Origin of the sequence: Actinoplanes sp. CA-252034 (assembly GCF_050956125.1) — a bacterium.
Classification (GTDB): domain Bacteria; phylum Actinomycetota; class Actinomycetes; order Mycobacteriales; family Micromonosporaceae; genus Actinoplanes.
Window position 1 is genome coordinate 1,929,576 of the sequence record NZ_CP191846.1, and the last position, 13,486, is coordinate 1,943,061.

14 protein-coding genes are annotated in these 13,486 nt (G+C 71.4%); 9 read left to right on the top strand and 5 right to left on the bottom strand.

The window, feature by feature from the left end; genetic code table 11:
* The first annotated feature begins 204 nt into the window (after positions 1–204).
* The 7 genes from ACQPZW_RS08925 (at position 205) to ACQPZW_RS08955 (ending at position 7,060) form a co-directional block, all read left to right on the top strand.
* Positions 205–1,458: an aspartate aminotransferase family protein gene (locus ACQPZW_RS08925; protein ID WP_433794346.1), complete on the top strand. Its 1,254-nt coding sequence runs from the start codon at positions 205–207 to the stop codon at positions 1,456–1,458.
* Positions 1,455–2,519 (top strand): zinc-dependent alcohol dehydrogenase, encoded by a 1,065-nt coding sequence (locus ACQPZW_RS08930; RefSeq protein ID WP_433794347.1) that lies wholly within the window; start codon positions 1,455–1,457, stop codon positions 2,517–2,519. The genes ACQPZW_RS08925 and ACQPZW_RS08930 overlap by 4 nt, the downstream gene beginning before the upstream one ends.
* Positions 2,512–3,063 carry a glycosyltransferase gene (locus ACQPZW_RS08935; protein ID WP_433794348.1) on the top strand — a complete coding sequence of 184 codons (552 nt, stop codon included), beginning with the start codon at positions 2,512–2,514 and terminating at the stop codon, positions 3,061–3,063. Before ACQPZW_RS08930 ends, ACQPZW_RS08935 begins: the two co-directional genes overlap by 8 nt.
* A gap of 35 nt (positions 3,064–3,098) precedes the next feature.
* On the top strand, positions 3,099–3,584 hold the full coding sequence (locus ACQPZW_RS08940; protein ID WP_433794349.1) for a hypothetical protein: 486 nt from the start codon (positions 3,099–3,101) through the stop codon (positions 3,582–3,584).
* Complete coding sequence (locus ACQPZW_RS08945) at positions 3,581–4,393, top strand: inositol monophosphatase family protein (protein ID WP_433794350.1); 813 nt, start codon at positions 3,581–3,583, stop codon at positions 4,391–4,393. The genes ACQPZW_RS08940 and ACQPZW_RS08945 overlap by 4 nt, the downstream gene beginning before the upstream one ends.
* Positions 4,374–5,948, top strand: a complete 1,575-nt coding sequence (locus tag ACQPZW_RS08950) for a glycosyltransferase (protein ID WP_433794351.1) — start codon at positions 4,374–4,376, stop codon at positions 5,946–5,948. The genes ACQPZW_RS08945 and ACQPZW_RS08950 overlap by 20 nt, the downstream gene beginning before the upstream one ends.
* Positions 5,949–6,211: 263 nt before the next feature.
* Positions 6,212–7,060 (top strand): LLM class flavin-dependent oxidoreductase, encoded by an 849-nt coding sequence (locus ACQPZW_RS08955; RefSeq protein WP_433794352.1) that lies wholly within the window; start codon positions 6,212–6,214, stop codon positions 7,058–7,060.
* Positions 7,061–7,103: 43 nt separating this feature from the next.
* Here the strand turns inward: ACQPZW_RS08955 and ACQPZW_RS08960 are convergent, their stop codons facing one another.
* The 3 genes from ACQPZW_RS08960 to ACQPZW_RS08970 form a co-directional block, all read right to left on the bottom strand.
* Entirely contained in the window at positions 7,104–7,856 is a 753-nt protein-coding gene (locus ACQPZW_RS08960; protein ID WP_433794353.1) for an alpha/beta fold hydrolase, read from the bottom strand.
* Positions 7,857–7,955: 99 nt separating this feature from the next.
* Positions 7,956–9,206 carry an MFS transporter gene (locus tag ACQPZW_RS08965; protein ID WP_433794354.1) on the bottom strand — a complete coding sequence of 417 codons (1,251 nt, stop codon included), beginning with the start codon at positions 9,204–9,206 and terminating at the stop codon, positions 7,956–7,958.
* Between the two features lie 106 nt (positions 9,207–9,312).
* Positions 9,313–9,996, bottom strand: a complete 684-nt coding sequence (locus ACQPZW_RS08970) for a histidine phosphatase family protein (protein ID WP_433794355.1) — start codon at positions 9,994–9,996, stop codon at positions 9,313–9,315.
* Positions 9,997–10,235: 239 nt separating this feature from the next.
* Between ACQPZW_RS08970 and ACQPZW_RS08975 the strand changes: the two genes are divergently transcribed.
* The gene (locus ACQPZW_RS08975; RefSeq protein WP_433794356.1) at positions 10,236–10,835 is read left to right on the top strand and encodes a LysE family transporter; all 600 of its coding nucleotides are present in this window, start codon (positions 10,236–10,238) and stop codon (positions 10,833–10,835) included.
* Positions 10,836–10,953: 118 nt separating this feature from the next.
* Here the strand turns inward: ACQPZW_RS08975 and ACQPZW_RS08980 are convergent, their stop codons facing one another.
* On the bottom strand, positions 10,954–11,634 hold the full coding sequence (locus ACQPZW_RS08980; RefSeq protein ID WP_433794357.1) for a DNA alkylation repair protein: 681 nt from the start codon (positions 11,632–11,634) through the stop codon (positions 10,954–10,956).
* 65 nt (positions 11,635–11,699) lie between these two features.
* Here ACQPZW_RS08980 and ACQPZW_RS08985 point away from each other — a divergent pair, with 65 nt between their 5' ends.
* Positions 11,700–12,332: an acVLRF1 family peptidyl-tRNA hydrolase gene (locus ACQPZW_RS08985; protein WP_433794358.1), complete on the top strand. Its 633-nt coding sequence runs from the start codon at positions 11,700–11,702 to the stop codon at positions 12,330–12,332.
* 27 nt (positions 12,333–12,359) lie between these two features.
* On the opposite strand, the gene ypfJ is transcribed toward ACQPZW_RS08985, so the two are convergent.
* The gene (gene ypfJ / locus ACQPZW_RS08990; RefSeq protein WP_433794359.1) at positions 12,360–13,265 is read right to left on the bottom strand and encodes a KPN_02809 family neutral zinc metallopeptidase; all 906 of its coding nucleotides are present in this window, start codon (positions 13,263–13,265) and stop codon (positions 12,360–12,362) included.
* Positions 13,266–13,486 lie beyond the last annotated feature (221 nt).

Consider the following 13,486-nt stretch of genomic DNA (forward strand, 5'->3'; position numbering starts at 1 on the left):
TCGGCAATTTCGGCTTGTCATCTCGGAAACGAGACCGCGACTTAACCGTCTTTGCTTGTTATCCGTGACGAGAGGCACATTCACTTGTATGAGCAGCTCAGAAGACGCTGAGTCCTAACTTAACCGGTTCAGAACTTGACGCCCATCACCGCATGTGACCACTGTGGACCGCAGCCCACACAAGGCGACGCGGAAAGGCGAGAAATGAGTTCGAGCATCGTCTCAAGGCCGGTCACCGGTCTGCCCGACTATGTCGGAGACGGCATCTACCTGCACGTCCGTGGCGAACGATTCATCGACTGCGCGTCCGGGACGTTCAACGTCTCCCTCGGCTATTCGGCGCCGGAGATCATCGAGGCGCTGCACGGCCAGCTCGACCGGGTCGCGCATCTCTCCTCCGAGTTCACCCGCGACCGGTCGGCCGAGATCTTCGCGCTGATGCGTGACGATCTGCCGCCGCACATCGGCGCTTTCTGGTTCCGCGACGTGACCGGCTCCGGTGCCAACGAGGCGGCCATCCGGATCGTGCAGAAGGCGACCGGCCGGTCCGACATCGTGTCTCTGTTCCTGTCCCATCACGGGCAGAGCGCCGCCACGACCGGGGTGTCCGGCAACGCGTTCCGGCAGCGCAGTTTCTCGCTGCCGTTCGCGCACTCGGTCAAGATCCCCGGGCCCGACTGTGCGAACTGCTTCTACGGCCAGCTCCCGGGCAGCTGCGCGATGCTCTGCGCGCGGCGGCTGGAGGACTTCGTGGAGTATGCGTCGAGCGGCCGGGTGGCGGCCCTGCTCGTCGAGCCGGTGATGGGTAACGGGGGCAACATCGTGCCGCCCCCGGAGTGGTTCGGGGCGATCCGCGAGACCTGCGACCGGCTGGGCGTCCTGATCATCGCCGACGAGGTGCAGACCGGCTTCGGGCGTACCGGATCGTTCTTCGCCTCCACCGGCTACGCCGCCGCCCTGCGCCCCGACGTCATCACCTTCGCCAAGGGCGCCGGAGGCGTCGGCATCCCGGTCGCCGGGGTCGTGATGCGGCCCGAGCTGGACGTCCTCGAGCCGTGGGAGCACTCCAGCACCTCCGGCGCCAACCCGCTGGCGCTGGTGGCGCTGGAGGAGACGATCCGGTACATCCATCGCCACCGGGTCCTCGACCAGGTGCGGGTCACCGGCGACCGGCTGCACCGCGGGCTGCTCGCCCTGTCCCGCGGGTTCCGCGACATGACCGGGGTCCGCGGTGTCGGCCTGATGCAGGCCTTCGACCTGCCCACCAGCGTCGACGTCGAGCAGTTCATCGCCCTGGGCCGGCGGCACGGCCTCCTCCTGCGGGGCAGCCGCTACGGCTTCGGCCGCACCGTCAAGGTCCGGCCGCCGCTGATCATCACCACCGCGCAGGTCGACGACCTGCTCGCCCGCCTGCACGACACCCTGCGGTCCTATCAGAGGGAGGCCACGCGGCCGTGAAAGCGCTCAAGTACCGAGGCCCGTGGGACGTGGAGCTCAGCGAGGTCCCCGATCTGCACGCGACCGGCGAGGACGACGTGGTCGTCGACATCAGCTATTGCGGTGTCTGCGGCACCGACCTGGGCATCGTCTCCGGCTCGTACCCGGTGGCGGTTCCCGGCGTCACCCTCGGCCACGAGGCCAGCGGCATCATCGCCGAGATCGGCCCGGCGGTCACCTCGATCGCCGTCGGTGACCGCGTGGTCATCAACCCGACGCCGTTCTGCGGCCGCTGCCGGATGTGCCGGACCCAGCGGATCAACCACTGCGTCGGCAAGCACGGCACCGAGAGCGGCGTCAGCTACGACGGGGCGTATGCCGGGCGGTATCGCACCACCTCGGGATTCGTGCACCGGGTGCCGGACGACGTGTCGCTGCGGGCGGCCGCCCTGACCGAGCCGCTGAGCTGTGTGGTCGCCGGGGCCCGCAAGCTTCAGCCGCCGTCGCTGGCCGCGTACACCTACGTCTTCGGGGCCGGGCCGCTCGGCCTGCTCTACACCTGGGTGCTCTCCCTGAAAGGCCTGACGCCGGTGCTGATCGAGCACTCCGCAGCGCGGCTGGAGTTCGCCCGGGACCGGCTGCCCGACGGCACCGCCGCCTACGCGTCCCTGGAGGAGGCCCGCAGCAAGTACTTCAACGACCCGGCCGCGCCGATCGACATCGTCGTCGACACCACGTCGGCGCTGCTGGAGGACCTCTTTCCGCAGATCGCGCCGGGTGGGACGTACATGTCGATCGGGCTCAAGGAGAAGATCGCGTCGATCGACACCATGTTGCTCGCCGACCGCAGCCTGTCGGTGATCGGCTCGATCGACTCGTTGCACGGCTCGTTCGACGAGGCCTTCCACCTGATCACCACCGGCCGGGTCCCGGCGGAGCGGCTGGTCAGCCACGTGGTCCCGCTCGACGAGTTCCGCACCGGGTTCGCGGCGCTGGGCTGCGACGTCGACGCGCGCCGGTTCGGGCCGGCCGAGCAGGCCAGCTGCAAGGTGCTGATCAGCCCGGGCGGCGGCGATGAGTGAGCCCCGGATCAGCGTCGTCATCCCCTACCGGAACAGGGCCGCCAACCTGCGCCTCGCCCTCTCCGCGCTCGCCGATCAGACGCTGCCGTCCGGTGCGTTCGAGGTGGTGCTCGGCGTGCTCGACGACGACGGGGAGCACGCGGCCGTGTGCCGGGAGCTCCCCGGGCTCGACGTGGTCACCGTGTCGTCGGGCCGGCCGTGGCAGGTCGGGTCCGCCCGCAACCTGGCGCTACGGCAGGCCCGCGGCGACGTCGTGGTGCTGATGGATGTGGACATGGTGCTGCCGTCGCGCAGCCTGGAGGATCTGTGGGACCGGCACTTCGCCTACGGCCAGCGGGTCTGCGTGGTCGGGCAGATGATCGACTACGACAACAACACCGGTGACGTCACGGCCGTCGACGTGCGCCCCTACCGGCACTATCGCAAGATCCTCGACGACCTGCAGGCGACCGGGACCACCGGGCAGGACCCACGGATGACCGCCGATCACGTGATCCCCTGGTCGTTCGCCTGGACCGCGCTGATCGCGCTGCCCGAGACCTGACCGGGGAGTTCGACCCCGCCTTCCACGGGTACGGGGTGGAGGACCTGGAGTGGGCGTACCGGGTGGCCCGTGGCGGCACACCGATCGTGATGGGCCGCGACTTCTTCGGCGTGCACCTGCCCCACCTGCGTGACGTCGCCGCCAACCGCCGCACCGAGGCGCCCAACTACCGCTACTTCCTGAGCAAATGGCCCGGCCTCGATGTCGAGTTGGCATGCGCGTTCGGGGACTTCGAGGCCAACGAGCGCTATCGCGAGCTCCGCCGGCTCGCGGGCGGGCTCACCGTGGTCCACGGCCGTGTCGACGGCCGGGTACATCTGGCGGTCGGCGTGCCGGCCGGGTCCGGGGCGGCGCTGCCCGCGACGGCCACCGACGTCGAGGTCCTTCCCCTGGTCGGGCTGGCCCTGCCCTGGGCGGACGGCAGCGTCGACCGGAGCATCGTGCTCGAACCGATCGGCGACCTGCCCGAGCCCTACCGTGAGCGCGTCATGGCCGAGGTCCGCCGGGTGAGCGCGCGATGACCGCCCCGGAGGAGCTTCTCGACCTCGCGGTGACGGCCGCGCGTGACGGCGGGCGGGTGATCCGCGCCGCCACGGCCGTCCACGCGGCCGGCCACAAATCCAGCGCCACCGACCCGGTGACCGAAATCGATCTCGCCAGCGAGGCGGCGGTCACCGCCTGCCTCGCGGCCGCACGGCCACACGACGGCCTTCTCGGCGAGGAGGGCACGGCGCGGGCGGGGACGTCCGGCTTGCGGTGGGTGGTCGATCCGGTCGACGGCACAACCAACCTGCTGTACGGGTCACCGCACGTCACCGTGAGTGTCGCGGCTGAGGAGCAGCTCCCGGACGGTTCCTGGCGGGCCGTCGTGGGTGTCGTCCATGACCCGTACCGCTCCGAGACGTTCACCGCCGCCCGTGGCCGTGGCGCCCGCCTCAACGGCACACCGGTGCGCGTCAACGATCCGGTGCCTCTCGACCGCGCCCTCGTGACGACCGGTTTCGCCTACACACCGCGGGCGCGGGCGCGACAGGCACGGGCCCTCGCCGGGCTGCTGCACCGGGTGCGCGACATCCGCAGCCACGGCAGCGCCGCCCTGGAGTTGTGCTGGCTCGCGGCCGGCCGCTGCGACGCCTACTACGAGGACGAGCTGGCCCCGTGGGACTTCGCGGCCGGCGCTCTGATCGCCGCCGAGGCGGGTGCCACCGTCACGGCCCTGGGCTCCGGCGTGCTCGCGGCCGGTCCCGCTCTTCACCCGGCACTGGCCGCCCTCCACCACCTGTCGGCTGCCGCCATCGAAAGGGACGCGCATGTCTCCGTACCACGTTGAGCAGGTCGCCGACCGTGACCCGCCGCATCTGCCGGTCCTCTTCGCCGTCTTCCTGACCCTGGCCCCGGTCTTCGCCGTCTGGCGGACCGCCGTCGTCAACTGGTCGGTCTGGTACGGCCCGGTCGCCTGGGCCGCCGAGATGTTCGCCGTCGTCACCACGACGATCTTCGTGATCTCGCTGCGCCGCCGGACCCGCCCGCTGCCACGGACCGTCACCGGCCCGGTCACCCGGACGGTCGACATCCTGATCCCCACCGTCAACGAGCCCGCCCCGGTGCTCGAACCGGCCGTGATCGGCGCGCTGCGGGTCCGCGGCGTGCGTGACGTGATCGTCCTCGACGACGGCAGCCGCCCCGAAGTGCGCGAGATGGCGGCCCGGCTCGGTGCCCGCTACCTGCCGCGCGCCACCGGCGAGGGCGCCAAGGCGGGCAATCTCAATCACGGCCTGGGCGTGACCGACGCCGAGTTCGTCGTCACCCTCGACGCCGACCACATCCCGCTGCCCGGCTTCATCGAGCGCACCCTGGGCTATTTCGACGACCCGGAGGTGGCCGTCGTCCAGTCGCCGCAGTCGTTCTACAACACCGAGTCGTTCACCTTCCGCCGCCGGCACGGGCGTGACGGCGGCTGGCACGAGCAGGAGATGTTCTACGGCGGGGTGCAGCCGACCAAGAACAGTGCCAACAGCGCGATCTACACCGGCACGTCGGCGATGCTCCGGCGCGCCGCGCTCGACGACGTGGGCGGCTTCGCCGAGGACACGTCCACCGAGGACATCCACACCTCGCTGCGACTGCACGCCCGGGGCTGGAGGTCGGTGTATCTGGAGGAGCCCCTCGCGTACGGGCTGGAGGTCAACAACCTTCGGCAGTACTACGGGACCCGGCGCCGCTGGGCGATCGGGAGCCTGCACCTGCTGCTGCGGCACCGTGACTCGCCGCTGATCGCCCGCGGGCTGACCTGGCGGCAGCGGCTCAACTACCTGAGCGCCATGGTCGCGCACTTCCAGGGTCTGAACCGGGTGCTCTATCTCCTGGTCCCGATCGCGGCACTGACCACCGGGGTGGCGCCCGTGCGTGGACCGTACGCCGTCTACGGGTTTGCCTTCCTCGGTTTCACGGTCTTCTCGATCTGGACCGTCGTCCGGTTCGGCCGTGGGCACTATCACCTGCTGCACAGCGAGGCGTTCGCCGTCGCCGACACGCTGCCGATGCTCGCCGCCCTGCCCGCGGCGGTCTTCGGGGAGCGGCAGTTCGGGGTGACCGACAAGCGGGCCCGGCGCGGCTCCGACGCCGGGTTGAAGTGGGCCTACCGGCTGTTCGCGCTGGCCGAGGTGTCGGCGCTCGGGTTCGCGGTGATCCGGTTGATCCAGGGCGAGCACGTGGTCATCGCCGCCTGGTCGGCCGCCTTCCTCAGCCTGAGCGCGGGCTATGTGCTGACATTCCTGGTAGGCATGGAGCGGTACGAGCGCCGCCCGGTCACACCGTGGTATGTGACGTTGTCACCGGATCGGCTGTACCAGCGGATCGCCCACGAGGAAAAGGTGCCGGCATGACCGACTGCACCGAGCGGCACCCGCCGAGACTCGCCCGTCGACGCCGCGGGCGAGGGCCGGGAGGGCATGCCAGAAGGGATACAGCATGACCGACTGCACCGAGCGGCACCCGCCGAGACTCGCCCGTCGACGCCGCGGGCGAGGGCCGGGAGGGCATGCCAGAGGGGGTACAGCATGACCGACTGCACCGAGCGGCACCCGCCGAGACTCGCCCGTCGACGCCGCGGGCGAGGGCCGGGAGGGCATGCCAGAAGGGATACAGCATGACCGTACTGGGAGCGATCGCCCTGCCGCAGTTGCCACCGGAACGCCTTCGGGGCGTCGTCGTGGCCGCGGACGAGGCCGGGCTCGACGAGTTGTGGCTGTGGGAGGACTGTTTTCTGACCAGCGGGGTCGCCACCATGGCGGCGGCGCTCGCCTGGACCGGCCGGCTGAGGGTCGGGGTCGGTCTGCTTCCGGTGCCGCTGCGCAACGTGGCGGTCGCCGCGATGGAGCTGGCCACTCTGCACCGGCTCTTCCCTGGGCGGGCGCGTATCGGGGTCGGCCACGGCGTGCAGGATTGGATGGGCCAGGTCGGCGCCCGTGTCTCGTCGCCGATGACCCTGCTCCGGGAGCATGTCACCGCCCTGCGCGAGTTGCTGGCCGGGGAGCGGGTGACTGTCGACGGGCGTTACGTGCATCTCGACGGTGTCGCCCTGGACTGGCCGCCGACGGCGGCAGCGCCCGTCCTGGTCGGCGCCTCCGGTCCGAAGACCTTGCGGCTGGCCGGCGAGATCGGCGACGGCGTGATCATCAGCGCGGGCAACACCCCCGATGACGTACGCGCAGCGCGCGCCGTGATCGGCGACAGCCCACTCGTCGTCTACCTGCACACGGCGACCGGCCCGGGGTCCGCCGACCGGCTGGAGGGCGAGCGGGTCCGCTGGGGTTACGAGTCCATCGAGGACAGGGCCGTGTCCGGCAACGCCGACTCGGTCGCCGAACAGGTCGGCAGGTGGGCCGATGCCGGCGCGGACACGGTGGTCCTGCAGCCGGCCCCGGACGATCCCGATCCCGAGGGTTTCGTCCGGTTCGCCGCCACCGTCGCGGCCGTCCGCCGGGGAGCGCACTGACCGCTCCGATGGCCGGACACCTGTCGTCACCGGACGGCCGGGTCTAGACGGCGAGGAACTCCAGCAACAGCGCGTTGACTTCGTCGGGCCGTTCCAGGCTGGGCAGGTGACCGGCCCAGTCGAGCTCCACGTGCCGGGCCTTCGGCAGCACGCCGGCCAGGTGCACGGCGATCTCCCGGAAGTCGGGCAGGTCGTGGGCCCCGGTCACCAGCAGGGTCGGCGCGGTGATCGCGGACAGGTCCGGCTCGGTGCGGACCGGCTCGTACGCCACGTCCTCGGCGGCCAGTTGCACGTCGAACGCGTGCCGCTGCATCACCCGGACCCGTTCGCGGGTCGCGTCGTCGGCTTCCGGGCCCACCCACAGGTCGACGTTCAGGTCGACGGCGCCGGCGACGTCGCCCGCTTCCAGCAGCGCCTCCTCCCGCTCGTCGAAGGCGTCCAGCTCGGGGCTCGTCTCGTGGCCGCGCAGCGCGGTGCAGAGCAGCGCCAGCGCGGTCACCCGGTCGGGGCGTCGGGCGGCGATCTCCAGCGCCAGGCGGCCGCCGCCGGACGAGCCGACCAGCGCGGTCTCGGTGACGCCGAGCTCGTCGAGCAGCTTGACGGCGGCCTCAGCCTCGTCGAAGCGGCCGGTCGGCACCGGTGTGTCACCGTGGCCGACGAGGTCGAGGCGCACCACCCGGTGGCCCGCGGCGGCCAGCGCGGCCACTTGGGGATCCCACATGCGGCGGTCGCAGACGGTCGAATGCAGCAGAAGCACGGCCGGCCCATCGCCGGTCACGTCAAAGGCAGGAGTCATCGCGCCGACCGTAGCGCGGCGCCGCGCCGGCGGCACCCGGTTTTCCGCCGTCTCCCGGAGCGGGGGTGTGGCGCGTCACCCGCGGTCTTCCCGGGCTCGTCAGGCGGCGACCATCGCCGGTTTTGTCTCTGATCGGGGGCGGGCGTCGAGTTCGCGCCAGGCCGGGAAGAGGAACGGGGCGACGGTGACCGCCAGATAGCCCACCGCGGCGATCAGGGCGGCCGTCTGCAGGCCGAGCCGGTCAGTGGCCCAGCCGCCGACCACGCCTCCGAACGGGATGCCGGCCCACGAGACGGCGATCAGCACGCTGATCACCCGGCCCTGCAGGTGGGTGGGGATCCGGCGGTACACCTCGGCCATCAGGATCGGGTTGACCGTCGACATCAGCGCTCCGGCGAACGCGGCCGTCACCAGGACCGTCCACATGCGATCGGAGAGGGCCAGGGCCAGCAGTTGTGCCGGGCCGCCGACGAAGAAGCACACCCCGAAGGTCAACCGCCGTGGCAGGCGCGGGGCGACCACCGTATACAGGATGTTGCCGGCCACCGCGCCCAGTCCGAACGCGGTGCCGATCACCCCCAGGGCGGCCGGGCCGTGCGGACCCTCACGCACCCACACCGGCACGAACACCGTCGCGAACGCCTGGTCGAACATGTTCGTGGCGAACAGCATCGCCATCACACCGAGGATGAGGCGGTCCGAGCGTACCCATCGGAAACCGTCGCGCAGTGCGTCGGCGTACCCCTGATGCTCGCACTCGGCCAGAGCCGCGGCGTCGGCGTAGCCGACCCGGACCAGCAACCCGATGATGATCGCGCTGGCCGCGAACGACAGCGCGTCGAAGAGCAGGACCGCCGCCGGGCCGAACGCGGCGATCAGCACCCCGGCCAGCGGCAGTCCGACCAGCGTCGAGGCGCGGCAGATCCCGTCGTACATCGCGGTGCCGCGCTCGGTGGTGAGACCGGCCGCCGCGATCGTCCGTGGCAGCAGCGCCCGTTTCGCCGCGTCACCGAACCCGCGCAACGCCCCGGCCAGGGCGATCAGCAGCAGCAGGGCGCTCAGCGACACGCCCTCCCAGTAGGCGACCAGCGGAATGCCGGCGACCGCGAGAACACTCGCGGTGTCCGCGGCGACCGCGGTCGGGCGTGGCCCGACGCGGTCCACGATGGGGCCACCGATCAGCCCCGCCAGCACGTAGGGCAACATCTCGGCGAGACCGGCCAGGCCGGCGAGCAGCGCCGAGTCCTGCGTGGTGAGAACCAGCCATGGTACGGCCACGAAGGTGATCCGGCTGCCGAGCATGGAGAGCGCCTCGGCGGTGAGAAGAGCGCCCAGTTGGCGGTTCACCATGACGGGTGGGCGAGCCGGCCCGCGGATTGAAGTGGCGACGGGCACGATCCGAACCTAGGTTTCCGGGCCGGCCAAAGCAAGACAGTCATCGATGTCTTGACGTGCGTCACGCCGGCGGCAGATGGTCGATCACGTTGTACCGCTCCAGCCTGAGCGCCCCCGACGCGTCGACGAAACGGGTGATCGAGGCGTTGCGCACACTTCCCGACTCCCTCTCCACGGCGATCACCTCATCCCAGCTCAACTGCTCGATGACGGCCCGCATCATCAGCACCACCGCGTCGTGGGCGACCACGATCACCCGCTCACCCGGATGGTCGGCGTGCAGGTCGTCCAGAAAGGACTTCAACCGCACCGCGATGTCCGCGAACGACTCGCCGCCCGGTGGCGCATACTCGAACTCGCCCGCCTGCGCGCGCCGGGCCGCCTCGTCCGGGAACCGTGCCGCCACCGCCGCCCGCGTCAGCAGCTGGAGCTCGCCCATCAGCCGGTCGACGAGCCGGTCGTCGGTGGCCGGCGCCGGAAGGTCCAGCCCCTCCGCGGCGATCCGCCACGTCTCCCGGGCCCGCAGGTACGGCGAGGTGATCACCACCTGCGGCCGGCGATCCTCCGGAAGGGAGGCCAGCCATCGGCCCAGCGCCGCGGCCTGTGCCTCACCCGTCCCGGTGAGTGGGACCTCGGCGTCGCGGCCACTGACGGCCGCCTCCATCAGCCCTTCCGCATCAGCGGCGGGAAACGCGACATTGGCCAGGCTCTGTCCGTGCCGGACCAGAATCAGCTCAGCGACCATGATCCGACCCTACCGACCGGACCGCCCTCCGGTCACGCTCCGGCATCGATTCCGAACCTCCCGTGATCAACTGCGGTGACCTGCATACCCGGAAAATCGCTGGCCCGGCGGGGACGTCGGGGACAGGATGAGGGCATGACCGAGTTGAAGCCGTACTCCGCCGTTCCTGTCGCCGTGGCCGATCGGGCCGTGCGACAGCAGACGGCCGCCCACGAGACGGCGGGTCACCGGCAACGGTCATGAGCGGCGCGTTCCTGGCCGGCGTGGTCGCCGGCTACGGCATCGCTGTGCCCGTCGGCGCCATCGGTGTCCTGATCGCCGGACTCAGCGCGCGCACCTCCCTACGGATCGGCGCGGCCGCCGGCATGGGCGCGGCCACCGCCGACGGCCTCTACGCGCTGGCCGCCGTCGCCGGGGGAGCGGCCGTGGCGGGAGCCCTCGCGCCGGTGGAGACACCGCTTCGCTGGCTCGGCGCCGCGGTGCTGCTGGCACTCGCGGGATGGACCGCCTGGGGAGCCGTCCGCAGGCCCGGCGTCACGGAACGGAACGAGCGGCCGGCGACGGCGCTCCGGGCGTACACCGGGGTCCTCGCCCTGACGCTGCTCAACCCGGCCACCGTGATCTATTTCGCGGCCCTGGTCCTGGGAAGCGGCGGCGCCGGAGGCGGTGCCTGGTTCGTGACCGGCGCCTTCCTCGCCTCGGCGAGCTGGCAGCTTCTGATCGCCGGAGGCGGTTCGCTGATCGGCCGCGTCCTCACCGGTGATCGGGGCCGTCTCGTCACGGCCCTCGTGTCCAGTGTCGTGATCGCCGTCCTGGCCGTGCGGCTGATCACCACATAGGACGGCGGTGGTCACGCGACGGCGGGAGTCACGCTGACGGTGCGACTGACGCTGACGGCGGGAGTCACGCTGACGGCGGGAGTCACGCTGACGGTGGAACTCGCGTTGGACCGCGCTCTCACAGATGCTTGGCGGCCTCCCGGATCGAGAGAGGGGACAGGACGCCGGCATGGGCGGTCAGGAAGGCGCGGACCGCGTCGGGATCGGTGCGGGCGTGTTGCCGGAGCGCCCAGCCGATCGCCTTGCGGACGAAGAAGTCGCGGTGTGACGCCTGACCGGCGCAATACCCGAACAGGCGCGCGGTGTCGGTCGCCTCGCGATAGTGGAGCTGGTGCAGGATCGCGGTGCGGACCTGCCACATGTCCGCCGACCCGGCCCAGTCGTCCATCCGGGCCGTCAGGGCCGGGTGGCGGCGGACGAGGTCGGCGACCACGTGGGTGGCCAGTGCGTCCACCGTGTCCCACCACGATCTCCGGGTGATCAGCTCGTCGACGGTGTCGAGGAACGCCGGACCGGCCACCCTGATGTGGGCGGTCAGGTAGTCGCAGGCGAACTGCTGGAACTCGCGCTCGTCGCGGGCCCAGCAGGCGAGCGCCACCTCGCCCAGGTCGGCCTCGGTGGGTCTCGGCAGACCGGCCAGGGCGGCGCGCGCCCGGGCCCGCCGGACCGCGCTGGTCAGCCCGAGGAACGGGAACCGGCCACGCATGTAGGCGGCCATGCCGACGGCCCGCTGCGGGTCGCGGGCCTGCTCGAACTCACCGGCCAGCCGGTCGACGAGAACCGCCGCGAGGTCGCTCATGCCCGCATCCTGCCACCGGGGTCCGACAAGAATCCGGCGCCGCCCGTAAGACGTAGGGTGGTGGGATGGGGGAACGTGCTGCCGCCGGCGGCGGGAAGTGGGTGGACGTCGCTGCGGAGCGACTGCCCCGATGGCTGGAGAATTTCGCGGCACGCCACGGGGCGTACACCGAAGAGGGATTGACGGTGATCGGCGCGGACGGTGCGTCGGCGACGCTGCACGAGCCACCGGGGGTCCCGCCCGTCTCGGCCCTGGCCGAGTTGATCGACGCGGCCCGCGCGCCGCGGAGGCTGGGCCTGCTGCTGGCGCGCAAGGGCGCGGTCGCCGTCGGTGTCGCCGACGGTGGCAAGCTGGTGGCGTCCAAGGTGGACACCCACTACGTGCAGGGCCGGACGGCGGCGGGTGGCTGGTCCCAGCAGCGCTTCGCGCGCCGCCGTGACAACCAGGCGAAGGCGGCGTCGGCGGACGGGGCCGGGATCGTCGGCCGCATTCTTCTCCCGGAGGTCGGCTCGCTGGCCGCCGTCGTCGCGGGCGGGGACCGTTCCGCCGTGGACGCGATCCTGTCGGCGCCTCAGCTGGCGGCGGTGGCCGCATTGCGTACCGGACGAATGCTCGACGTGCCGGAGCCGCGGCACGCCGTCCTGGTGTCGGCGGTGGCCGCGGCCCGAGCCGTGCCGATCCTGATCCGCGAGGTCTGACCCCCGCGGACCGGAGTCGGGGGTGGATCAGAGGGTGGTGGCGCTGAAGGTGTCGCACCTCTTCGGGTCGCCGGACTCCCAGCCGACGCGGAACCAGCGCTGGCGCTGCTCGGACGTGCCGTGGGTGAAGCCGTCCGGGTTGATCTCGCCGCCGCCACGCTTCTGGAGGGTGTCGTCGCCGATCTGGCCGGCCGTCTGGATGCCCTCCTGGATGTCGGCGTCGGTGAGGCTGGTGAAGATCTTGTCGCCGTCCTTGTCGACGGTGCTCGCGGCGGAGTGCGCCCAGGCACCGGCGTAGCAGTCCGCCTGCAACTCCAGCTTCACCGACTCCTGGTTGGCGTTGCCGGGGTCGCGCTCCTGGCGGCGGCGCATCTCCGCCTCGGTGCCCAGGACGTCCTGGACGTGGTGGCCGTATTCGTGGGCCAGCACGTACGGCTGGGCGAACTCGCCCGGAGCGCCGAGCTCCTTGGAGAGCACCTGGTAGAAGCTGAGGTCGATGTACACCTTGTCGTCGGCCGGGCAGTAGAACGGTCCGACGCCGGAGTCGGCGGCGCCGCAGCCCGTGGTGACCCGGTTGGAGAAGATCCGCGTGGCCGCGGGCTCGTACTGCTCGCCGAACGATGTCGGCAGCGCCTGCTGCCAGTACCGCTGGATCGACGTGACGTAGAGCCCGTTGCGGCACTCCAGCAGCTTGGTCCGCTCCTGCTGGTTCGCGCACTGCTCGGTCGAGTTGCCGGTGGGCGCGGTGTCCTCGCCGCCGCCCAGGGTGTTGATCCCGAAGTAGCCGCCGACCAGCGCGATGACCAGGGTCACCACGATCCCGGTGAGGCCGCCGCCACCGATGGGGAGGCCGCCTATCCCGCCTCGGCCACCCGATCCGCGGACGTCCTCGATCGATCCGGCGTCGATGTCGGCGCGTTCGTTGAGTTCCATGTCGTCCCACCTTCAGCACGGTTGCCCGGCGGCACCTTCAGCACTGTTGCCCGCCGGGTACCCGATGATCTTGTGAATTAATCGGGTGGGAGGTGCCTACGGGCGCCCGGTAGGATGGTCGGGTGCTGCTCTGCGAAGGCTGACCTGCCCCAGCGCCGACCGTCATGTCCGATGGCCGGCGCTTTTCTGCGCCCTGAGTCAGCCGTCTCACCGAGAGCGAG